This window comes from Haloprofundus salilacus (genome assembly GCF_020150815.1).
In the GTDB taxonomy this organism is placed as follows: domain Archaea; phylum Halobacteriota; class Halobacteria; order Halobacteriales; family Haloferacaceae; genus Haloprofundus; species Haloprofundus salilacus.
The window spans coordinates 179,408-199,492 of sequence record NZ_CP083723.1 but is presented as its reverse complement, the minus strand read 5'-3'; the positions used below and the strand labels follow the sequence as shown (position 1 = coordinate 199,492).

Genomic DNA, 20,085 nt, shown 5'->3' with positions numbered 1-20,085 from the left:
CGGTGCCGTCGTCACTTCCAAATTTCCCATTCGATCTGTGGGTCCTCAAACGGTGGAACGAGTCGATGGAACCACTTCGCGCGAGTGATCAAGCGCTCAACGTCACGACACGTCGCGTTCCCGTCGTTACAAATTCGGTTTTGTTCGACGAACCGGGCGTCGCCGACCGACAGGCCATTCGGTGGAATCTTGTGAACGGGAAACCGTGCGCCGGATTTGAATACGGATCCGGCGTTTGGCTTAGATCGTTCGCGACGCCGGACCTTCTGCATCCGTTCTCTGGCCTTCTCGCGACCTTCGTTAGATGGCTGGGTTGGAAGATCGAACGTCGCGGAGAGAATGACCCACTCGCTGTTATCGTGAAACGATGAGTACCTGTGTTCGAAGCTCATTTTGTCGGCAGAAATCTCTCGGACACTACCTTCGGCGAACACCTCAACAGAGACGAGATAGTCGGCGATGGTCATCTCGTGAGCCGGACCTCTCCCAGCGTTCATATAAATCGCACCACCAATCGTTCCGGGGACTGAGTATAGATACTCGTAACCGCCCAGATTCTTCTGGATACATGCGTTGATAAATTGTGGAACCATCACGGAGGCACCGACATCTGCATGGCTGCCGTTGAACGACAGGTTGGTACTTGCGTCCGTAATCTTGATTACCAGTTCGTCGACGCCTTTGTCGGCGACGAGCAGGTTCGACCCGTTTCCCAAGATACGGTACGGGCGACTCTCCTCGTAACACTCCGTGAGGAGGTCAACTAACTCAGATTTACTCTCCGGGATCGCGATTTCGGCCGGTCCGCCGATCTTGAGCGACGTGTGCTCGGCCAGCGGTTTAGTTATGCACTCCATGGGTGACCTGAATCTGTTCAAGGAATTCAATTCCCCGTTCCTGTTGTTCTTCTATACAGTTTTCGATGTGGTCCTCGTCAAGCGACCGTTCGAGTTTTTCGACTCGGTCAATTAGTCCGGTGTAGTTCCCGTTGACGGCGTTGATGTGGCGTTCCGAAAACGAGAAGTCTTCAAGCAGAGAGTAAGTCTTACTCTCAAGCTCAGCATAGATGCTATCCACGTCAATTGTGACGAATGGAGTTCGGTTCTTTAGACTAAAAATCGTAGAGTGGAGGCTAGTTGTAACGACCATATCGAAGTGTTCGTACATCGCGAAATATTCGAAAGGATCAACCTTTCCGACGAGTTCTAAATCCGCGTACGGCGACGTGGCGGGTGCGACGATTTGGTACCCTCGCTCTCTATAGTGCTCACAGATAGAATCGAAGGGAGACATCTCATGGCTGTGAATTCCGAGAATTGGTTTGTCGAGATCAATTCCATTTTCGGTGAGGATTGTTGCCGCATCGCCTTTCGGAAGGTCGATGAGGAGAGTCGGATCGGGCACCCGATGCACATCCTCAATTCCTAGACTATTAACTAACCTCTCCGTATGACGGTCTCGGACACTAACGAAATCATATGCTGAAATGTGAGCTTGAAGCGTATTTTTGGTTTCTGACTCAAGGCGATCGAGATCAGTTTTATTCGCAGAGGCGGCGTATGCTACCTTTGTTGCCGAGATTTCCGGGTCAAGAAGGTAGAGGTTGGGGAAAGGACGGTTCGGGAAAAAGCGGGAGAAAGCTCCACCACTTCCCTCGGAAATGACTTTCCAGACCTCGTCACTCCCTGTCACTAACACATCGTAATTTTGCTCCTCAATCCATGCTACAGCTTGTTTATGATCATCAGTAACAAGAGACTTGGTGCTCGTAGGTAATTTTGAATTTATGAAATTTTCGACAATGTGACGATCTTTGAGACGTGTCGAAATCGTCCAAGGGCGTTTATTCAGTATGAGCTTATTTCGCCGCAGTCGTTCTTTAGAAGCAGTTCGATACTCAATAATGTCTACATTTGCTGAAAGCGTCTGTTTGAGAGCGCGACAGAGAGAATAGCCCTGTAGAATCGCCCCCCGGTTCTCATTATTATGGAATGTGATAATTCCGACTTTAGTCATAGTCTGTACAGAAAGAGCAGTATATATAAATCTCGCGGCACACGCTGCAGAAAGAACAGCACATATAAATCTCACAAGACACGTGAGTCGGTATGAAATATACACGCAACCAGATAGTTCGAATGACTCATGATGAGTGGATTTTTTCATTGTTTAATATAATCCTACTAACTGTAATGAATATAACCCCATTTAAGGAATATATAAAAACTGGAACCAACCGAAGACAACCATTCCAAAGCCCGAAATGATATTTGTAGGATACTTTCCCGGTATTGATTTCACTGATCCGGATCAATTTGGGCGACGCATCCACACGAAGAAGTTCATTGAGAACTTTCCTGGTGAAGACTATGCAGAATCCCAATTCATTGTTGGAAGAGGATTCAACAACGACGACCGAGCAGTACAGAGTCTCGGATTTGGAACGTCCCTCCCCGCCAAGATCGCCCGAGATATCTATGGGCTGTTCTTACTATTCACAATTTGGCTGCGGAGCGATGAACCGGTGGTCGTGTACACCAGGGACTCGCCCTATCTATCAAAACTCATCGTGAGCGTTCTCCCCCAGGTTAACACAATCATCGAGGTGAATGGACTTCCCCAGACGGAAGCGGACCAGAACCTCGTGAGACGGCTGTACGCGGCCATCCGGACGCACAGCAGAGCGCGCGCAGAGTTGTTGATCGCCGTCTCGGACAGTATCAAAAAGACGCTAGACATAGAACGTCTAAACACACCCATCCACGTCGTCGAAAATGGAGTCGATACCAATCTGTTTGAACCGACAGGCTCTGAACAAACAGAAGATAACACACTACGAATCTGTTACGTAGGTGGACTCCAAGAGTGGCAGGGAATAGAGCGGATGATAGACGTTGTAAATCGGATCAACGCCGACGTGAAGTTCACCCTCGTGGGGGGCAGCACCGATAGACAGCAGGAAGTTCTGACACTCCTCAGGCAACGCGGAATGGACGATGAGGTGTCCGTCGTCGGGAGAGTCGACCATGCTACTGTTCCAGAGTACATTAACGACGCGGACGTCTGCTTCGGACCGTTCTGTAGCTCTCGATACGCGTCACCGATAAAAGTTTACGAGTACCTCTCCTGTGGGAAGCCCGTAATCGTCCTCAACGACGAGGGACTTGAATCTCTCGACGAGTATCCAGGTGTGGTTCGGCTTCCTTCGTCGACGTCCGACGACGAGGTCGCCAGCCACGTCGAACGTATCGCGGCGGAGGCTGCTGACAATACGGATGGACGGGTGTTAATCATGGAAAATCACTCATGGGGAGCTGTTACATCCACGATTCATGCGCACATTATGGATAAGTGTGCGTTATAACAGCGAACTGCGAATCCGCTGGTTCGGAAAGCTGATGACGGACGACATATGAAAACCGAACCGACTATAATTCTCGGTCAAGAGGGGCTTGACATGGCTTCCCATCGATGGCGTTTCGTCTGGGTCTCTCTCCTTTGCCTCCTCGCCATCACCGCGTTTGCCGGAAGCAGACTGGTCGACGCAGAGATCTTCAGCCTGCCCCTTCTCACAATCTCCATCGTAACGGTGTTATTTCTCCTCTCGCGTGCAATCACGCGTATTGCTCCCGACCGCGATCCGCACCTCCAGAACCCGAAACTGCTGGACGCGGGTATTTTCCTTTTACTGGCTTTCACAATTATTCTCGGGCGTGTCGCCAGTAGCGGTGTAAATGATTGGTACTACCCGGTTCTCATCGGAACAGCGGTACTTATAGCGTTCCGAATCGTCTCACCGCCAATCTATACGCCAATACACCTCGCACAGATCATTCTCCTTGCATTCGTGACGAGGGCGACACCCTGGTTTAGTTACCCGGTCTACGGACAGGATCGGTTTCATCAAACGGCTGTCGGACACATCGTCACGACAGGAAGCATCGTTCCGGAGTCAATTACCTATTACGCAAATTTTCCCGCTGCACACATCTTCGCCGCCACCTACACTAACATCACCGGCGTAGAGCTCAAAGTCGGCTACTTTTCTCTCGGGATTATCGTCGCTGTGAGTCTGCTTGGGGTCTACCTCCTAGCGCGGTCTGTACTCACGGACGAACGGTCAGCCCTTGTCGCGACACTGTTCGTCTCAGTTGCTGGATATCATGTGAAAGCAGGCGCCGAACCGTTCGCGCAAGCGCTGTTCACTGCCCTCATTCCGTTTATCTTGTACCTCCTGTTCCGCCGAGATCGGATCGCTCGTGAACGCGTCGTGCTCGTGATATTGGTTGTCATCGCCACAACTATTCAGAATATCGCACCTTTAGTACTTCTCGGCATTTGCGCAGTCGTTATCGGGAGTGGATGGATATTCGACTACGTACCGGTAGTGCGACGAGTAGGTAATTCAAAAGGGAAATATTCATTTCCTCTCGTGGTTCCTGCACTCGTGGGGGTTGTCGGCATTTATTACTACGTTGTGGCGGACTACCTTATTTTCCAAACGATGCGGATACTCTGGCTACTTGAACCGTTGCTCGGGCAATCTGATCCAGCGGGTCAGTCAACAATAGAGGATACGGGTGTGACCGGAATTCCAACAGTCGAACTCTTCGGACATGGACTCCCGGACGTCTTGATGTGGGCGGCACCGGTATTGACGGTTGCTGGCATCCTGATACTGGCAGGATACCAACTGCTCGACAAATTCATCGTTAAAGAGATCATTCACGAATCGGTGCAGTACGTATCGATTGCGTCGATGACGTACGCAGCTTTCGCCATCGCGTTCGTCATGGGTGGCCCTGCAAGCCGTTCACTTCCGTCGATAACCGTTCTGACGGCACCAGTAGTCGGTTGGGTAATTCTGTATTCCAATACTGATCGATGGATCGTTGGCAAAGGTATGGCGATCATCGTAATACTATGCGTAGTAACTGCTGGGATTTTGACCCCACCAGTGGCAAAAGCCGAGTTAGACGAAGACAATTTCCGTGCCTGGATGACCGCAGAGGAGGCCGCGACGGTAGAATTTTCCATGGAATATGCAGACGAAGTCCACAGCAGTTCATATTTCGCAGGTTACGAGAGCCACCTGCGGGGAATGCAGGGTTCGACAGAACATCGCACCCTAGAAGCCAGTTTGGATAGATCTGATCCGGAGAGTATTGATATTTTCACGGAGATGGGGCGGGAGGGAACAACGGAGATCCATAGTTCCTACTTCCGATTAGCGTATGGAATCGAACCTCCGGACACAAATAAAATCTACACTACAGGTGAAGTGAAAATATACACGTAATTCGCCACTACCCTTCGATCAGTAAAATCAGTCAATGTACCCTAATTGCTGGAGGCGAGATCTCACTTCATCGTCGGTTGACTCCGAGTGGTACGTTTCTCCACCCTCTTTAAGTATGTCTCGTCGTTCACCAGAAGTGTATTCGATCCACGGGACAGTCAGTAGGTTTTCGTGATGACAGCCGATACGATGTCCCACGTATTTTATTGGTATCGGACGAACACGTTCTTTCAGTAACTCCCCATGATCCGACGTGACGACGAATTTGCCGTCCAGTTCATTGAATAATTCCTCCACTTCTATGAGAGCTAGTCTTAAACTCTCCCTGTAAGCTTGCTCCCAGAGTTGCATATCCTGATTAAGTAAGATTGAATTGATAACTGGCCGAAGGAACCTTTCCCGGTACGGTTCGTCATCCGGAGCAATCACACCACCAAAATCATGTTTCTGCCCAGTGGGGCCGATAAAAGGGGGGTGAGGTTGGATAAAGTGAATTAGCAATCGTTTATTCGGATACGTTTCTGCAATGTCGATCGCTTTTTCCCTGACAATGTCTGGTTTCACCGTTTGTAGTTCCTCGTCCCATTCCGACTCCCAAAGACTTTCAACGGCATAGAAAGAAACGTTGAGTTCGTCAGCGATCCGTGCTAGTTGTGGGTTCGCATTTACGTAAACAGTGTCATCGAAGCGTTGATCCCTAAAGTTCCCTCGAAGCCATTCTCTTGTGCCTGCTCCCCGTGATTGTACAGGAGTCAATTCTCCAGGCAAGTCATACTCTTCTTCCATTATATCGTATCGAAGAGCATCCAAGACGACGAGATAATCCCAATCCTGCTCCATCACGTTCACCCCTTTTGGGTAATAATCGGTAGAACATTGCCACCAATTGATGCAGGAATTTACTTCCATGACGATCTCCCTCGGCTTTCTCAACCCTTTGTAAACCTTCGTGACCAAGTCCATAGTGAGTCAATTACCCGATTCATCAGGTACATTTATGTTTTTATATTCAATTCAACCATCTATTGATGGTCTGAAGAGCGAACATCATTAGTTCGATATAACACCAAAAGATAATGGAAGAACACAATCATAACTTAATAAATGGTGGAAGGGAGATATGTTTAATCGGCCTCGACGGTCTAGGCTGGGCCGAAATCGAACCGTGGGTCGAGAACGGCACGCTGTCGAATCTACGGGGCATTCGTGAGGACGGAACGGCGACAGACCTCACGAGCACCCATCCGCCTTGGACTCCCTGTGCTTGGCCGTCGTTCCTCAGTGGACGCAACCCGGGCGCACACGGTGTCTTCGACTTCTTCACCCGTGAGGGCTACGACAAGCGACTCGTTGAACGCCCCGATGTTGACGTTCCGTACCTGTTCGAAGCAGCCGACGCGGAAGGACTAACGCCGGTCGTCGTCAACTACCCTGTTACCCACCTGGCCCCGAAACTCGAAAACGGTGCGATCGTTCCGGGCTACCTCGCGAGCGAAGACGTCACGTTCTACCCAGATCACCTCCGGGAGGAGTACGAGGCGGAGTATGGGGAGTACGTCATCTATCCGGAGTACGGAAAGGACGACAACGCCGTTGAGGGCTACGTCGACGTCGCCCGACATCGCCGAGATATGTCTCGCTTCCTCGACGAACGATACGACTGGGACCTCCTCGCAGTCCAGTTCCAGGTTACCGATTCCATCTTCCACGATCTCGACGACCGAGACCAAATCCGACAGGTCCTTGAAAAAGTTGACCAGTTCGTCGGCGACATCATCGACCTTGGCGACGACGACCCAGACGTATTCGTCGCTTCCGATCACGGGATGGGCGACTACGAGTGGACTTTCTATGTAAACTCCTGGCTCGCCGAAAACGGGTACTGTAAGACGACCACCGGAGAGGGACAGTACTTCCGGCAAGCGAAGGCCGACCTCAAAGGTGAAACGGATAACAAGAACCCTAACGGAGTCAAATTATTCGTCGAAGCCACTACATCGGCGCTAACCCATATTGGCCTCTCCCCTCAACGGATTCACCGTGGACTCGGAGCTGTCGGACTCGACAAAGCCGTCGAACGTCTGCTTCCAGAAGATGTACTCGTCGCAGCACAGAACCAGATTGTCGATCACGAGAACTCGACCGCCTATCAACTCCTGTTCAATAGCCTTGGCGTCCACCTGAACGTTGAGGGACGAGAACCAAATGGCAAAGTCACGACTGACGAGTACGACGACATCCGCCAGAAGCTGATTGACGAGCTCTCGAAGATTCGTGACCCCGACGGAAAGCTCGTGTTCGACGATGTACTCCCGAGAGAAGAGGTATACCAGGGAAAGTACCTCGAAGATGCACCGGACATCCTCCTCGTTCCTCGCGACTACCAGTATGACGTGAGCGGCTCTATCGTCGACACGTTCCGGCGTAATCCGCACAAAAACCACAAGCCAGAAGGGATACTGCTCTCGAATCGTGAGCTTGATGTCGATCCGGAAGACGGTGCTTCGATATACGATATTGCTCCCACCGTAGCCGCCGCGCTGGGGCTTCCGCTCGACGCGAAAACCGATGGGCAAGTCCTCGGTCCGTTCGAGGAACCGGATAAAGTAGTTGATTGGGACGAACTTGCAGGAGAATACCGGGAAATGAGTGGGGCAGACGACGGGCCGACTGATTCCGTCGAAGACCGCCTCGCCGATCTTGGATACATGGAGTAATACTGACCGACGATCAGGCGATCTTCTGATACAGGTCGTGCGTGCGCTCTGCCACTCCTTTCCAAGAGTACTCCCGTTCGGCTAATTCCCTAGCGTTCCTCCCCCACTCCAGCGCTTCGGCCGGGTTTTCTAACGCGTACCGGAGGGCGTCAGCCAGCCGTTCAGGGTCCTTCGAGGGCACCAGAAGCCCCGTCTCCTCGTGGTCGACAAATTCCTCGATACCTTCGACCGACGATGCGATTACCGGCGTTCCGGCGGCCCACGCTTCGAGTAATGTCAACGGATGACCTTCCCAGACTGACGGCAATACGAAGAGACCTGCTGTGGCGTAGTGTTCTGTGACGGCTTCGTCAGAAACGCGTCCTTCGAACCGTACGCGATCATCAACGTCCAATTCTGTCGCGAGGCTGACGAGAGAATCTTTCTCTGGACCAGTTCCGACGATTACGAGGTCCGACGTAGGAAACTCGTCCTCGATGAGAGCAAACGCTCGAATAAGGTCCGAGACGCGCTTCTTTGGTGCGAGACGTCCGAGAAAGAGGATGTCATTACCCCGATCTCGGTCTTGTGAGAATCGGTCTATGTCGACTCCATTCGGAATACACGTGACGTTGGAGTGGTGTTTCGAGAGGAGTCCCACGTGTTCGTTGTTGACGGAAATGACGTGATCGTACTCAAAGTCGAGGACGAACTTCCGCTCGATACGGAGCTTGATATTCGAGAGCGCAGACGTATCTCGACCGACTCCGGACGTGATGGCCGTCCCGTGAACGGTAAAGACGGTCGAGGCATCGGTTACCTCTCGCCCTAGACGTGTTGGCATCGCAGGGAGAAACGTGTGGCCGTGGATTATGTCGTACGCTCCGCTGTAGAGGTGTGGAATCGGCGTTGCGAGCGAGGTAATACGACCGAGAGGGTTCCAGTATTCCGTACACGGTCCGAGTCGATGGAGTAATACTTTGCCTCCTGCGAATCGTTCAGTCGAGTCGTATCGTTTCCCGCCCTGACGTAGCGCGCGGGTGAAGATGTCTATCTCGTGTCCGAAGGTTTCGGCAAGAGCTATGGAGAGTTCTTTGACGTGAACTGGTCCACCGCCTGTTCGCGGCCACCAGTCGTCTTGGATCATCGCGATTCTCATAGACCTACTTGTACCCCAGCGCGCTCAACCGCCGTTCGATCTCCTCGTCCACCTCATCCGACTCCGACACCATCTCGCCGTTCTCGAACCGAACCCGTCCTTCGACGTGCACTTCCAGTTTCTCTCGAAGCGATCGACTCGAACACTCGCCGAATGTAACCGCCTCAGTCTCCCGATCACGCTCACAGAAACACGATCCGTCGAGCGTTCGTGCCGCGTACCGACGAACGTGGCTATGTTCCTTCTCCCCGCGAGCCTGGAGGAACACCGTCCGATCGCCCGAGACTTCACCGAGCAACGACGTGCCATCTGAACCGCTCTCACGCCCCAGTTCCGACTTAATCGTCGTCACGACGTCCAGTGTGCTCACTGGTGTCTCGACGATATCACTCTCCACACCGGGTGCACGAACCACCAGCGGAACGTGCGTAATCTCGTTGTGCAGATACCGCGGATGCTCGTAGTATCCGTGCTCGCCGAACGCGTCTCCGTGGTCCGCAGTGAACACCAGTAACGAGCGCTCGAACAACCCTCGATCGCGAAGTTCCTCCAAAAACTCCCCGATTCTCTCGTCGTTATAGCGAATCTCTGCGTCGTACAGATCCACCAACAACTGGCGCTCTTCGTCCGTGATCGACTTTGGATCTTTGATCGCCCGCTGGTACAGCGAGGCCGCCTCACGGTCGGAAATGCTCTCGTCTCGGTACAGCGTCGCGTACTCCCCCGGCGGTTCGTACGGGCCGTGGGTATCCATGTAGTGGTTCCAGAGGAAGAACGGCTGCTCTGAGTCCAACGAATCCACCCACTCCAGCGACCGGTCGTTGATCTCCCCGGCACGGGCGTAGTGTCTGTTCCGGAGTTTGTCAAACGCCCGCTGCGCCAATGCAATTAGTTTGTGCTGACCGAGGTGGAGGTCATCGTCGAATTTGTCAAACCCACTATCAAATCCATATGCCCGCGAGACAAAGGGGTTCGAGTGAAAGCCACCGGTTGCGAACCCCTCCTTAGAGAGCGTTGAGGCGACTGTGTCCGTCGCGAGGCGATAATCGGAGCCGATTGCGACGTCGGGGTATTTACCCGTCAGGAGTGCCGGTACCGCCTCACGCGTGTGCGAACTCACGCTATAGGCGTTCGTGAAGTGCAGCGACTCCGACGCGAGTTCGTCTAATATAGGTGATGTCTCTCGATGATATCCGTGGCAAGAGAGATGGTCAGCACGGAGAGCGTCGGCCGAAAGCAGGATAATGTTTTCTAGACGGTCCGTCGTCATCTGAGTGTATCCTATTTGCGCGGTATTTCATTCTTGCGGAACGAGGTATCAACCTGTGGGAAACTGCTGTTGTATTTCTGATTCCGGGTCTTCGACGAGTTCGTATAGATCGGTGTGAACCTTACAGACGTAGCCGTGCTCGACGAGGCGGTTGAGGCGGTTCGTCACGTTCTGTCTGCTGTCTCCAGTTCTTCGGTGCGCCGCGGATTTGCATTGCTTTGCACGGCTTTCCTGAAAACTCCGTTGCAACGCTCCAATCCCAACTCGAAACGCTGGGATACGCGAACTATACGGTGAAACAACGAGGAGTCACAAACGGCTCTGGTCTTGCAATACGTCTTAGAAACGGTGCTGCTCGGCACTTCATAGGACAGTTTAGCCCTCGAAACGTACTATCTCAGTATGACCACAAGTCCCCCACCATTGAAAAGTGAACAACGGTCTTTTTCAAGACCGAAAGAGTGTTGTTGTGGCTAATACGTTCGGCATGTAATGCGAGTCTGTTTCGTCTCGAACGTCGTCTACCCTTACGTAACTGGTGGTGCAGAGAAGCGCATCCACGAAATCGCCACCCGACTCGCTGCGAAGGGCCACGACGTCACCATCTATGGGCGTCACTTCTGGAACGGTCCTGAGGAGACAACACACGAGGGGGTCACCCTCCGGGCGGTCGCACCTGCGGCCGAACTCTATACTGACGACCGGCGCTCTATCACAGAAGCCATCGACTTCAGTGGTCGACTTGCGGTTCCACTGCACAAAGAATTGAAAGCACAGAATCACGATCTGGTTGTCGCCTCCGTGTTCCCTTTTTTCCCCGTTCTTTCCTCAAAGCTCGCTGGATTAGGTACTGGAACTCCCGTCGTAACCACATGGCATGAAGTCTGGCGCTCATACTGGAACGATTATCTTGGCCGATTAGCCCCATTTGGACAAACTATCGAGTATCTCACAGCGCGTACACCGCAATTTCCCGTCGCCGTCTCTGGGATTACTGCTGACCGCCTCGCCGAGATTGGACCGTCGCGAGACGCTATCGAAGTTGTCCCGAACGGTATCGACGTCTCTCGAATCGATGACGCACCACTACCGACAGACAACGGTCAGGACAGTTACGACATCCTCTTCGCCGGGCGACTCATCTCGGATAAGAACGTCTCACTACTCCTAGACGCATTCGACTCGATTGCTGATCGCCACGACGCCACTCTCGGCATTATCGGTGACGGCCCGGAGAGTGACCGTCTTCGCGAACAAGCTTCGAATCTCGACTGCGTGGACCAGATTTCCTTCCTTGGCTTCCTCGAGGAATACGATGACGTGCTAGGCCACATGCGAGCCGCGCGTGTATTTGCCTCGCCGTCAACTCGAGAAGGATTTGGTATCACCTTCGCTGAGGCGATGGCCGCAGATTGCACAGTAATTGCGGCAGATCACCCCGAGTCTGCAGCAAGCGAAGTCATTGAGGATGCCGGCTATCTCGTCGATCCCTCGACGGACGCCGTTGCAGACGCACTCGACCGCGCACTGCAGGGCGATCGGCCAGCACAGAATCCGCGGTCTCGAGCAGAGCAGTTTGATTGGGATAACGTCGCCAACCAAGCGGAAGCTACCTATGAGCGAGCGGTCACCGGTCGATGGTGAGGAGTTACAGCTGTTGTAATTCTCGGTTCACCAATGTCTGTTTTTTTGACTGCCGTCGACTGCCGTTCGAGTTACTAGACCAACAGCTACCGGACCAACAATCAACTGGTCCAGAACGTGAGTACCTTCCTCAGCTTCGTCTTGGAGGTAGTTATCGGCCCTGATCACCTCCGTGGTGTACGTAGCTGTACTTACAACAGCTGTTAGAAGGCCCTCCTTGTCTCGACTGGATTACTGTGCCGTTCTTCATTTGCTGTTCACCTCTCTTCGTCAAACCGTATCTCAAGGACGTACTTTCCTTCGTTGCTCGAACCTTCGCGCAGTCGAATCAGTCCGTCCGCGATGTCGACTAACTTCTGCATCGCTCGATACACCTGTGTCCACTGTAGCGTCTCGTCACGCTCCGCAGCGAGTTTCTGCTTCAAATCATCACGCTTCGAGCAGAGCCGAATTCGGCGTCCGTTTGCATCACTGATTCGTATGCCCCACTCGCCAAGGTGTAGCCCGATTTCGTGGGCGCGATAGTGGACAGGATACGGCTGGTCAACGACCGCACTTGGACCGTATCGCAGAAATCGCTCCAAGCGCGAGAGTTCGCTCGTGTCTCCTCCGCCTTCACCGATGGTGACCGCCTCGGGCGGGCTGATTCCGACTTCGTCTTCGATGGCGCTGAGCCGCCGTGCGAGGCGACCGTCTTCGCGACCCCGAAGTCGGCGTTCGTCGAGAATCCACGCTCGGTGCTGCGCGACAGCCTCGGTTTCGTCCTCAAGTAGATCAAGCCGTGCGAGAACGGAGCCCCGCTCATTAAGTATCTCGTCGAACTCATTGACGCTGTACTCGGCGTCAAACTCGCCGACGACGTACGACCGAAGCGTCGACGCAAGGCGTCGCCCGACCGCAGCATCTCGTTCGACCGCTTCGAGCTTCGTTTCGAGCGTCCGTCGTCGCTCTCGCTCGGATGCGATTTCTGTCTCTACCTCCGAGAGTTTCGCTTCGAGTTCGACGAGTGGCCGTCTTTCCGTTTCGTCAGCTCCGTCGGTACTCATCTCGCGCCTCCCGACGGCCCACACCGTACAACTCGCTCAATCTCCGACAGACAAAGTCGATGCCACTGTTGGCTCGAAATCGACAGCGTTCCGAGCCGGGCGAGCGCGAGGAGGTCCGGAAGCCCCCTCTCGTCAGTATCTTGCTGGAACTTGTGCTCCAAGGTAGGTGGACAGCGCGAACAGCACAGGTGAAGCAGTCTCCAACGTGCCTCTCGTGAGTACCACGAGACGATCGCGATGACCGACGCACCTTCTCGGAGTAGCGTTGTACAGCGAGCACACGAGACGGTCTCCGCCCGAGCTACAGGAAGTCCAGTAAGAACTTGATTTGCGGGTGCTGTGAGTATCGGATTCCATCGAGTCGACAGCCACTCTGTCTCCGAGCGACCGTCTCTCTGTTCCGCGTCTCGACGTCGTCCCTCGAGAAACGCCTCACAATCGTGTTCTTCAATTCGCTCAGGTAGTCCGACAACACCACAAACCGGACACTCCTCGAGTTCGGGACCGACCAACACCTCTTCTTTGCTCATGCGACCGGACATCCCGTGCGGTGCAGGAGGTCGATTACTCGCAGTGCCTCGTAACCGCACTCCTCACAGCGGTAGTAGGTATGGTCACGCCGACCGTACGCGTCGTAGCCGACGTGCGGTCCAGAGACCGTTTTCTGTACATCTTCGTCAGTAACACCAGCGTTTTGGTGTCGTGTTGCTTCCGTACTCATGGGTTCCTCTGCTGAGAACCCCTTGGTCGGTGTTGGCGCACCGGCCATTTCTACTAGCTACACCAGGGTGTTCTCACAAAATCGTACTCGCGCCGCCTACTTGAAGGTTCGCAAATTTGCATACTATGTATATATGATGACTAATTAGGTGAGCTAAATCAATAGTATCCTGTAGAGGGAGCGAGAAAAGACAGAGGAGAATGGCTCGTACCCGCGCCCTGATGACCAAAACGGAACGGAAAAGAATTTCCAAGGAAGAAGAGGTCGAAGATCGAAAACGATACCAAGCTATCACTGAGGTCCGTAACCGAATTCACGACGAACTCACAGAAGATATAGAGGTATTAAGAGAGCACCACCCCGAGCTCCTCGACGAACTCCGAGACATCGTCTGTGACGAATAGGACACGGTTCATAGCCCCAGAATATCTAACCGCCTCACTCCGCTTCTCCCTCTGTCCGCGTCCGTCGATGCGCCTCCATGTACGTCGATTGGGCTTCGGACACCCACTTGGAGTCGAACGTCGTCTGAATCTGGTTGATGCGCCCGCCTCGCGCGCTCGCGTGCGTTAACCCCCGTCTCAACAGAACCTCCACTCCGTTATCGGAATTCCGGAAACGACACCCATCGGCCTATTTTCCTCCCTCTATCAGTACAACTCGAAATGGCAACCGAGAGATCCACCAATTCACCGAGCGGCCAACACCCACTCTGTAACCACTGCGGTGACTACCAGAATCAAGGAGTAAGTCTCGCCCTTTAGGGGGGGGCGTGAATCCGACACCCTGCGACACAGACCACGCTCGACACTTACTCTGGGGTATCCTCCCTGACTTTCTTCTCGCCTTCGAGAAGCAATCCCTTCCACGTCAACCCACGGTGCTTCTTCAGTTCCTTCAGCCGTTCATACTGTTCCTCATCGTCAAACTCAATGCGAACTTCGACCATATAGTAACACATAAACCACATCTTTATGTGTGTTCCGATGCAACCAGTAGTCGATGAAGCGAACCAACACGTTCGACGTGATTCCACAGTCCGACGAGGACGAGGAGTTGCTTCGACGCCTGTTGGACGCTTCTGCCGCTCTCTGGAACGAAATCAACTACGAGCGCCGCGAGAACTACGCCGACCCAGACGGAGACGTATGGGACATCAGTGAGTATCGCGGTCGCTACGGCGATGTTCTCGGTGCTTCGACCGTTCAGCAAATCGAACGCAAGAACCGCGAATCGTGGAAGTCGTTTTTCGCTCTCCAAAAGAAAGGCGAAGAAAACGGCAAGCCCGGCTTCTGGGGAAACTCAGAAGACGGTCGAGAACTCCGCACGTACATCCGAAACACGTCATACTCCGTTGAATGGGATGAATATTCTCGCCTCGAAATTCTCGTCGGACAAGACCTGAAAGACGAGTACGGGTTGGGATACCGCGAACGCCTCCGGCTAGAAGTCCGAGGCGACCCCAACTGGAAGGAGTACGAGGCACAGGGTCGGTTGGAGTTGTTCTACGACGAGAACGTACAAACGTTCAGGGCCTTTCAGCCAGTCACCATCGACACTTCTCGACTGGCACAACCACTGGCTTCCGAAGAAGCCGCTTTGGACATCGGTGCGAACAACCTCGTCGCCTGCACGACCACGACCGGCCAGCAATACCTGTACGAAGGGCGCGACCTGTTCGAGAGATTCCGCAAAACAACGCGAGAAATCGCCCGCCTCCAAGCACTCTTGGAAGCCGGTCGATACAGTAGTCACCGCATCCGACGCCTGTACGATCGGCGCACCAAACGACGCGACCACGCCCAAGACGCGCTCTGCCGCGACCTCATCGAACGACTGTACGATGAAGGCGTCTCGACAGTGTACGTGGGCGACTTAACCGACGTATTGGAGAAACACTGGTCGGTTCGAGCGAACGCCAAGACGCACAACTTCTGGGCGTTCCGAGCGTTCGTGAACCGCCTAGCGTGTACCGCTGAAGAATACGGCATGTCGGTTGAGGTTCGGTCGGAAGCGTGGACTTCTCAGACGTGTCCGAACTGCGGGTCAACTACGGACACGGTTCGCCACCAAGACACGCTGACGTGTTCGTGTGGGTTCGAGGGTCACGCAGACCTCGTAGCATCGGAATCGTTCTTGAGACGTCATCAGAACTCGAAGAGTTCTGATTGGCGAACGAGACACTCCGCGTCTCGTCAACGGCAGACGACGGTAACACGGTCGATGGCACGGCCTGTATGCCTCAAGTGGGACGACCATAACTGGTCAGAGTCACCACGCTCAGTTCTCAACGAGGAACATACGAACCCGCAAGTTGCCTCCGTGGGTCGGTAAGCGATACCCCCAGCGCGAGGAAACCTCACCGTTTGCGGCGAGGAGGATGTCATTGGCCCCAACCCGCTCGTTCGAGATACTCTGTCAGTCGAGAGAAGGTGAGCCCATGCTCGGCTTGGAGGGTGTCGATTGGCGACTCATATCCGTGCTCGTTAAACCACTCAAACATCACGCGATATTCTTCGCCAGCCTGCCCCATCATTTCTTCGAGGTCGATAGGCGTGAGGTGACGTGCAGTCACATCCACACCAGTCACGTCGGCCATTCGGATCGCCGTTGCAGTAAGCGTGAGTTCGTCGCTCGCAAGTTCAAACGCCTCACCGATATAGCGGTCAGGTTCAGCAAACACCTGGACGACGAACGCTCCGAGGTCGTCGACATCGAGCATTTGTAACGGAACGCGTCGTTCCATCGCGAGCGCCAGTGTGCCGTCCATGACGTCCTCACGATTGGCCTCTAGATTCTGCATGAAGAACACGGGGCGAACGACGGTTGTGTCTATGTCAGTGTCCTCGAGGTACTGCTCGATTTCCCACTTGGAGTCGAAGTGAGAGATCTCGGTATCGCGCTCGGCCCCACCGACAGAACTGAACACGAAGTGGTCGACATCGGCGTTGACAGCGGCATCGACAGCGTTCTTACCTTGCTGGACTTCGCTGTCGTAGCCGTGTTCCCAGAAATTGGTGACACAGAAGACGCCGTCGACCGCTCCCATTACGTCCTCAAGTGCATCGGTCTCGTTGAGATTCCCCTCGATAATTTCCGCTCCGTTTTCTTCGAGAGTGCGCGCTTCGTCACTTTCCGGAGAGCGCGTAAGCGCGTACACGGTGACGTTACTTTCCAGCAGATGATTGGCGACCGCTCCTCCCTGCGTCCCTGTGGCACCGATTACGAGAACTGAGTCACTCATATGCTACTGGACGGACTCGACAGTCTAAACTCCTCTCTTGGTGACACAAACCTCTCATCAAGCAGACGGTCAGTGCACCGATATGATTCAGTACCTCAAAAGAAGGAATACCTCTCGAGAGGCGTGTACTATAGAGACGCTCTAGTCTCAGGAAACACTGCGCACGAATTATCTACGGATATGGTAGAACGCCATGTACTGCCCGGCTATCGTCTCCTTGACAATCTCCTAGTTCCGGAAGAGCGCATTGCAGCTGAGGATACAGCCAACGTCACACGCCACGACGACGAGGAATACAAGCAAATACGCGAAGCCACCATTGATGCCGCCTAGACGATGTCCCAGTTGCTGAAGTAAAGTAGTGCCATCATCGTCGCCCCGAAGGACACCGAAAGCCAATCAAAAGCGCAATGATCACCTCTCCTTACTGATACTGACGACAAACCCGCTCGATACCCTCTACAAAATCAATCTGGGGCTCCCATCCCGCATCTGATTGTATCTTCGAGATATCGGCCATCGTGTCGTGGACGTAGACGTCCTCCGAAATCGGGTTTTCGACGTACACTGGCTCCACCAAATTCCTCGTTCAGCATCTCGACGACCGTATTGAAGTCGTAGCTTTCGCACGTACCCAGGTTCTACACACCCGTCAATCGAATTCTGCGGCTACAACCAATCCATGAACGATATCATCAATATGTGTGAAATCACGTGTCTGGTTTCCGTTACCGTAGATTTTCGGCGACCGGCCGTTCACAATGTCATCTGCGAACTGCGCGATGATATTTGCATATTCACCTTTGTGTTCTTCAGCGCCTCCATAGCCTTAATAGACAGAGAAGAAATGCATTCCCGCCATTGACATCTTGTAGTGGTTCGGGAAGTACTCGGCATAGCGCTCACGGGCGAGCTTCGACACCTCATATCCCGTATTCACAGATACATCCATATCTTCGGAAGAGGGCACTGTCCGATTGCCGTAGCGAGGACGTTGAGGCATACACGATTGTGTCACATCCATCGTCTCGCGCCTGTTCAACGACGTTCACACGGGCACCCTTCGTGGGATCGTCTTCGTGCATCGCGCACGATGAGAGCACGGCGAGATGAAAGATCACGTCGACGTTGGTTGGCAGATCGTCGTCAAGAACGCTCGCGCCGACAAACTCAACTGCATCTTCGAGGTTCTTAGGCGTACCGGGATATCCATTGTCAAGGGCGAGAACTATATTCGATTCGGCGAGTTAGTTCACAATATATTGTATGGCGAAGACTCAAAGAGGTAGTATGACTAATCGGCGCGCACTCTTGACTGACCGAGAACGAAAGATTGTCTCCGGAGAGGCAGAAGTAACCGATTCTTATCGCTACCAGACAGTTAGTCGTGTCAGAAAACGATTTGAACGACTCGCGGAAGATATTGAAGCTTTAGAGGAACATGGAGACCTGGCTGATGAACTCCGTGAAATCGTCTGTAGCGAGTAGCCTATTCACTCCACGTCTTCGTTCGCCCCCGTCCGTCGATGCACCTCCATATACGTCGATCGGGCTTCAAATACCCACTCTGGGTCGAACGTCGTCTGGATCTGTTTGATGCGCCCGTCACGGCCGCGTGAGTCGACCCACGTCTCAACCAATCCCATCGTCTCTAACTCAGTCACAACCTCTCGAATCGCCCGCTCCCCAAGTTTCGATTGCGTCGGAAGGTCGAACGTCGAATAGGCCTCTTCCACCTCTTTCGTCGTTACCGGTTGGGCTGTCTCACCAGTTTCTCGGTTCTTGTATCCAGTCACCGCCCGTAATACGAGATAATGCTGTGGGGGCACTTGTGCCAATTTCTCGATCGTCGTCTCCTTCTCGGTGAGTTCGAGGTTGGCGTCGATACACGCCTCGTTGAGTACCGCTAACCCACGCTCGTTTGCAGTCTCGCCGGCTCTGCGAAACAACGTCATCGTCTTTCGCGCATCGCCCCACCGCGCCGCAGCCTGTCGAATTCCGTACTCGAATACCGACTCGGGCAACACGCCGTCTTTGAACGCCTGTTCGACGCGCGGCGCGAGCACCCGTCGCAACAGCGGCCTCGAATACGGCGGAAAGAAAATCTGCTCGCCGCTCATCGCGCTCTTGACGCGGCTGTCAAGACGGAGATCCACCTCAAGCAACTCGTTGCTGAGCAGAAACACAGACAGTTGAATGTTACGTTGGAGCCGCCCTTCCCCGCGCAGCAGTCGGTAGAAGAACTCGCTTGGATCGTAATTGGAGTCGTGGGCGATGTGGTCGATTTCGTCGAGGATGAGCACCGTCCACGCCGGATACACTTCGAGCGCCGCCCAGATACCGGCGAAGACGCCGTCGAGTCCCTCCCACGCTTGTTTTGGCTCGCCCGAAAGGACACGGAGCAACTCGTTCGCGACGCTGAAGATCGTTCGACACTCCTTGAGGTTGACGTACTCGACGGCTACCTCCTCGTGCCGTGTCGCAAACTCCTCACAGACCCGCCGCGTGGTCATCGTCTTGCCCGTCCCCGGTGGGCCGTGTACCGACACCGTCGGTGGAAGATATCCCTCGTGAATACCGTTCAGAAGCGTTGCTAGCTGGCGCTCTTGTTCGTCGCGGGCGATAATCTCTTTCGAGGGCGTCAGCGGATTCAGTGCCGCTTTGTCTGCAAATACGCTGTTCGTCGGGGCTGTTTCGGCGAAGAGGTCGTCGTAGTTGGTCATTGCATCTCACTCGGTAACTGGGTGGTGGCTCGTTGGAAACAGCCTCATTTTCCATCAGAGCTACGTGTGTCTCTATATCGACGTGAGCAACGATAACGTACGCGCTGACAAACTGAATGAATAGACGCACAGAATGACCGTCGACTCTCGCGCGTATGTGGAATAATTAAGAAAGAGTACTGAGACGGCAGTCGCAGTTAACTGTCGAATAGTGATGCAAAGTGCAGGTACGGTAAAGACTTCCCGCGAGTTGAGACTCTCCTAAACATCAACTTCCTTTAGT

Annotated in this window: 19 protein-coding genes and 1 pseudogene; 7 read left to right on the top strand and 13 right to left on the bottom strand. The window is 53.6% G+C overall.

Annotated features, from left to right (window positions below; translation table 11 throughout):
- Nucleotides 1-11: 11 nt before the first annotated feature.
- Nucleotides 12-857, bottom strand: a complete 846-nt coding sequence (locus LAQ58_RS00885; protein WP_224448741.1) for a UDP-N-acetylmuramate dehydrogenase — start codon at nucleotides 855-857, stop codon at nucleotides 12-14.
- Nucleotides 841-2,016 (bottom strand): polysaccharide pyruvyl transferase family protein, encoded by a 1,176-nt coding sequence (locus LAQ58_RS00880; RefSeq protein ID WP_224448740.1) that lies wholly within the window; start codon nucleotides 2,014-2,016, stop codon nucleotides 841-843. The genes LAQ58_RS00885 and LAQ58_RS00880 overlap by 17 nt, the downstream gene beginning before the upstream one ends.
- 247 nt (nucleotides 2,017-2,263) lie before the next feature.
- Here LAQ58_RS00880 and LAQ58_RS00875 point away from each other — a divergent pair, with 247 nt between their 5' ends.
- Together LAQ58_RS00875 and LAQ58_RS00870 are read left to right on the top strand one after the other, a co-directional pair.
- Nucleotides 2,264-3,364, top strand: a complete 1,101-nt coding sequence (locus tag LAQ58_RS00875) for a glycosyltransferase (protein ID WP_224448739.1) — start codon at nucleotides 2,264-2,266, stop codon at nucleotides 3,362-3,364.
- 48 nt (nucleotides 3,365-3,412) lie between these two features.
- Entirely contained in the window at nucleotides 3,413-5,299 is a 1,887-nt protein-coding gene (locus LAQ58_RS00870; RefSeq protein ID WP_224448738.1) for a hypothetical protein, read from the top strand.
- 27 nt (nucleotides 5,300-5,326) lie between these two features.
- Here LAQ58_RS00870 and LAQ58_RS00865 read toward each other — a convergent pair whose 3' ends face one another.
- Nucleotides 5,327-6,262, bottom strand: a complete 936-nt coding sequence (locus LAQ58_RS00865) for an alkaline phosphatase family protein (RefSeq protein WP_224448737.1) — start codon at nucleotides 6,260-6,262, stop codon at nucleotides 5,327-5,329.
- 113 nt (nucleotides 6,263-6,375) lie between these two features.
- Here LAQ58_RS00865 and LAQ58_RS00860 point away from each other — a divergent pair, with 113 nt between their 5' ends.
- The gene (locus LAQ58_RS00860; RefSeq protein ID WP_224448736.1) at nucleotides 6,376-8,016 is read left to right on the top strand and encodes an alkaline phosphatase family protein; all 1,641 of its coding nucleotides are present in this window, start codon (nucleotides 6,376-6,378) and stop codon (nucleotides 8,014-8,016) included.
- Nucleotides 8,017-8,029: 13 nt separating this feature from the next.
- On the opposite strand, the gene LAQ58_RS00855 is transcribed toward LAQ58_RS00860, so the two are convergent.
- Entirely contained in the window at nucleotides 8,030-9,142 is a 1,113-nt protein-coding gene (locus LAQ58_RS00855; RefSeq protein ID WP_224448735.1) for a glycosyltransferase family 4 protein, read from the bottom strand.
- 16 nt (nucleotides 9,143-9,158) lie between these two features.
- Complete coding sequence (locus LAQ58_RS00850) at nucleotides 9,159-10,424, bottom strand: sulfatase (protein WP_224448734.1); 1,266 nt, start codon at nucleotides 10,422-10,424, stop codon at nucleotides 9,159-9,161.
- 492 nt (nucleotides 10,425-10,916) lie between these two features.
- Here LAQ58_RS00850 and LAQ58_RS00845 point away from each other — a divergent pair, with 492 nt between their 5' ends.
- Nucleotides 10,917-12,068 (top strand): glycosyltransferase family 4 protein, encoded by a 1,152-nt coding sequence (locus LAQ58_RS00845; protein ID WP_224448733.1) that lies wholly within the window; start codon nucleotides 10,917-10,919, stop codon nucleotides 12,066-12,068.
- Between the two features lie 257 nt (nucleotides 12,069-12,325).
- On the opposite strand, the gene LAQ58_RS00840 is transcribed toward LAQ58_RS00845, so the two are convergent.
- Genes LAQ58_RS00840 through LAQ58_RS19235 form a run of 3 tightly spaced genes read right to left on the bottom strand, consistent with a single transcriptional unit; the run spans nucleotide 12,326 to nucleotide 13,835 of the window.
- Nucleotides 12,326-13,114, bottom strand: coding sequence for a hypothetical protein (locus LAQ58_RS00840; protein ID WP_224448732.1), 789 nt, complete (start codon nucleotides 13,112-13,114; stop codon nucleotides 12,326-12,328).
- Entirely contained in the window at nucleotides 13,111-13,644 is a 534-nt protein-coding gene (locus LAQ58_RS19240) for a DUF8112 family protein (RefSeq protein WP_484494505.1), read from the bottom strand. The genes LAQ58_RS00840 and LAQ58_RS19240 overlap by 4 nt, the downstream gene beginning before the upstream one ends.
- Nucleotides 13,641-13,835, bottom strand: a complete 195-nt coding sequence (locus LAQ58_RS19235) for a DUF8118 domain-containing protein (protein WP_484494504.1) — start codon at nucleotides 13,833-13,835, stop codon at nucleotides 13,641-13,643. The genes LAQ58_RS19240 and LAQ58_RS19235 overlap by 4 nt, the downstream gene beginning before the upstream one ends.
- 200 nt (nucleotides 13,836-14,035) lie before the next feature.
- Between LAQ58_RS19235 and LAQ58_RS00835 the strand changes: the two genes are divergently transcribed.
- Nucleotides 14,036-14,239: a hypothetical protein gene (locus LAQ58_RS00835; protein WP_425490680.1), complete on the top strand. Its 204-nt coding sequence runs from the start codon at nucleotides 14,036-14,038 to the stop codon at nucleotides 14,237-14,239.
- Nucleotides 14,240-14,273: 34 nt separating this feature from the next.
- On the opposite strand, the gene LAQ58_RS00830 is transcribed toward LAQ58_RS00835, so the two are convergent.
- Both LAQ58_RS00830 and LAQ58_RS00825 read right to left on the bottom strand, forming a co-directional pair.
- Nucleotides 14,274-14,420, bottom strand: a complete 147-nt coding sequence (locus tag LAQ58_RS00830) for a hypothetical protein (RefSeq protein ID WP_224448730.1) — start codon at nucleotides 14,418-14,420, stop codon at nucleotides 14,274-14,276.
- Between the two features lie 226 nt (nucleotides 14,421-14,646).
- Nucleotides 14,647-14,784, bottom strand: coding sequence for a hypothetical protein (locus tag LAQ58_RS00825; RefSeq protein ID WP_197407743.1), 138 nt, complete (start codon nucleotides 14,782-14,784; stop codon nucleotides 14,647-14,649).
- A 53-nt stretch (nucleotides 14,785-14,837) separates the two neighbouring features.
- Here LAQ58_RS00825 and LAQ58_RS00820 point away from each other — a divergent pair, with 53 nt between their 5' ends.
- Nucleotides 14,838-16,169: an RNA-guided endonuclease InsQ/TnpB family protein gene (locus LAQ58_RS00820; RefSeq protein WP_224448729.1), complete on the top strand. Its 1,332-nt coding sequence runs from the start codon at nucleotides 14,838-14,840 to the stop codon at nucleotides 16,167-16,169.
- 49 nt (nucleotides 16,170-16,218) lie between these two features.
- On the opposite strand, the gene LAQ58_RS00815 is transcribed toward LAQ58_RS00820, so the two are convergent.
- Nucleotides 16,219-17,079 (bottom strand): NmrA/HSCARG family protein, encoded by an 861-nt coding sequence (locus LAQ58_RS00815; protein WP_224448728.1) that lies wholly within the window; start codon nucleotides 17,077-17,079, stop codon nucleotides 16,219-16,221.
- Between LAQ58_RS00815 and LAQ58_RS00810 the strand changes: the two genes are divergently transcribed.
- A complete protein-coding gene (locus LAQ58_RS00810; protein ID WP_224448727.1) occupies nucleotides 17,080-17,412 on the top strand; it encodes a hypothetical protein in 333 nt (110 codons plus the stop codon).
- 91 nt (nucleotides 17,413-17,503) lie between these two features.
- Here LAQ58_RS00810 and LAQ58_RS00805 read toward each other — a convergent pair.
- Both LAQ58_RS00805 and LAQ58_RS00795 read right to left on the bottom strand, forming a co-directional pair.
- A pseudogene (locus LAQ58_RS00805) lies at nucleotides 17,504-18,326 on the bottom strand (NAD-dependent epimerase/dehydratase family protein); the annotation flags it as partial.
- A gap of 246 nt (nucleotides 18,327-18,572) precedes the next feature.
- Complete coding sequence (locus LAQ58_RS00795; RefSeq protein ID WP_224448725.1) at nucleotides 18,573-19,802, bottom strand: Cdc6/Cdc18 family protein; 1,230 nt, start codon at nucleotides 19,800-19,802, stop codon at nucleotides 18,573-18,575.
- Nucleotides 19,803-20,085: the final 283 nt, after the last annotated feature.

What these genes read in the sequence shown, in the direction of transcription:
- LAQ58_RS00885 (WP_224448741.1), bottom strand. Translation starts at nt 857, where the DNA reads ATGGAGTGCATAACTAAACCGCTGGCCGAGCACACGTCGCTCAAGATC.
- LAQ58_RS00880 (WP_224448740.1), bottom strand. Translation starts at nt 2,016, where the DNA reads ATGACTAAAGTCGGAATTATCACATTCCATAATAATGAGAACCGGGGG.
- LAQ58_RS00875 (WP_224448739.1), top strand. Translation starts at nt 2,264, where the DNA reads ATGATATTTGTAGGATACTTTCCCGGTATTGATTTCACTGATCCGGAT.
- LAQ58_RS00870 (WP_224448738.1), top strand. Translation starts at nt 3,413, where the DNA reads ATGAAAACCGAACCGACTATAATTCTCGGTCAAGAGGGGCTTGACATG.
- LAQ58_RS00865 (WP_224448737.1), bottom strand. Translation starts at nt 6,262, where the DNA reads ATGGACTTGGTCACGAAGGTTTACAAAGGGTTGAGAAAGCCGAGGGAG.
- LAQ58_RS00860 (WP_224448736.1), top strand. Translation starts at nt 6,376, where the DNA reads ATGGAAGAACACAATCATAACTTAATAAATGGTGGAAGGGAGATATGT.
- LAQ58_RS00855 (WP_224448735.1), bottom strand. Translation starts at nt 9,142, where the DNA reads ATGATCCAAGACGACTGGTGGCCGCGAACAGGCGGTGGACCAGTTCAC.
- LAQ58_RS00850 (WP_224448734.1), bottom strand. Translation starts at nt 10,424, where the DNA reads ATGACGACGGACCGTCTAGAAAACATTATCCTGCTTTCGGCCGACGCT.
- LAQ58_RS00845 (WP_224448733.1), top strand. Translation starts at nt 10,917, where the DNA reads ATGCGAGTCTGTTTCGTCTCGAACGTCGTCTACCCTTACGTAACTGGT.
- LAQ58_RS00840 (WP_224448732.1), bottom strand. Translation starts at nt 13,114, where the DNA reads ATGAGTACCGACGGAGCTGACGAAACGGAAAGACGGCCACTCGTCGAA.
- LAQ58_RS19240 (WP_484494505.1), bottom strand. Translation starts at nt 13,644, where the DNA reads ATGAGCAAAGAAGAGGTGTTGGTCGGTCCCGAACTCGAGGAGTGTCCG.
- LAQ58_RS19235 (WP_484494504.1), bottom strand. Translation starts at nt 13,835, where the DNA reads ATGAGTACGGAAGCAACACGACACCAAAACGCTGGTGTTACTGACGAA.
- LAQ58_RS00835 (WP_425490680.1), top strand. Translation starts at nt 14,036, where the DNA reads ATGGCTCGTACCCGCGCCCTGATGACCAAAACGGAACGGAAAAGAATT.
- LAQ58_RS00825 (WP_197407743.1), bottom strand. Translation starts at nt 14,784, where the DNA reads ATGGTCGAAGTTCGCATTGAGTTTGACGATGAGGAACAGTATGAACGG.
- LAQ58_RS00820 (WP_224448729.1), top strand. Translation starts at nt 14,838, where the DNA reads ATGAAGCGAACCAACACGTTCGACGTGATTCCACAGTCCGACGAGGAC.
- LAQ58_RS00815 (WP_224448728.1), bottom strand. Translation starts at nt 17,079, where the DNA reads ATGAGTGACTCAGTTCTCGTAATCGGTGCCACAGGGACGCAGGGAGGA.
- LAQ58_RS00810 (WP_224448727.1), top strand. Translation starts at nt 17,080, where the DNA reads ATGCTACTGGACGGACTCGACAGTCTAAACTCCTCTCTTGGTGACACA.
- LAQ58_RS00795 (WP_224448725.1), bottom strand. Translation starts at nt 19,802, where the DNA reads ATGACCAACTACGACGACCTCTTCGCCGAAACAGCCCCGACGAACAGC.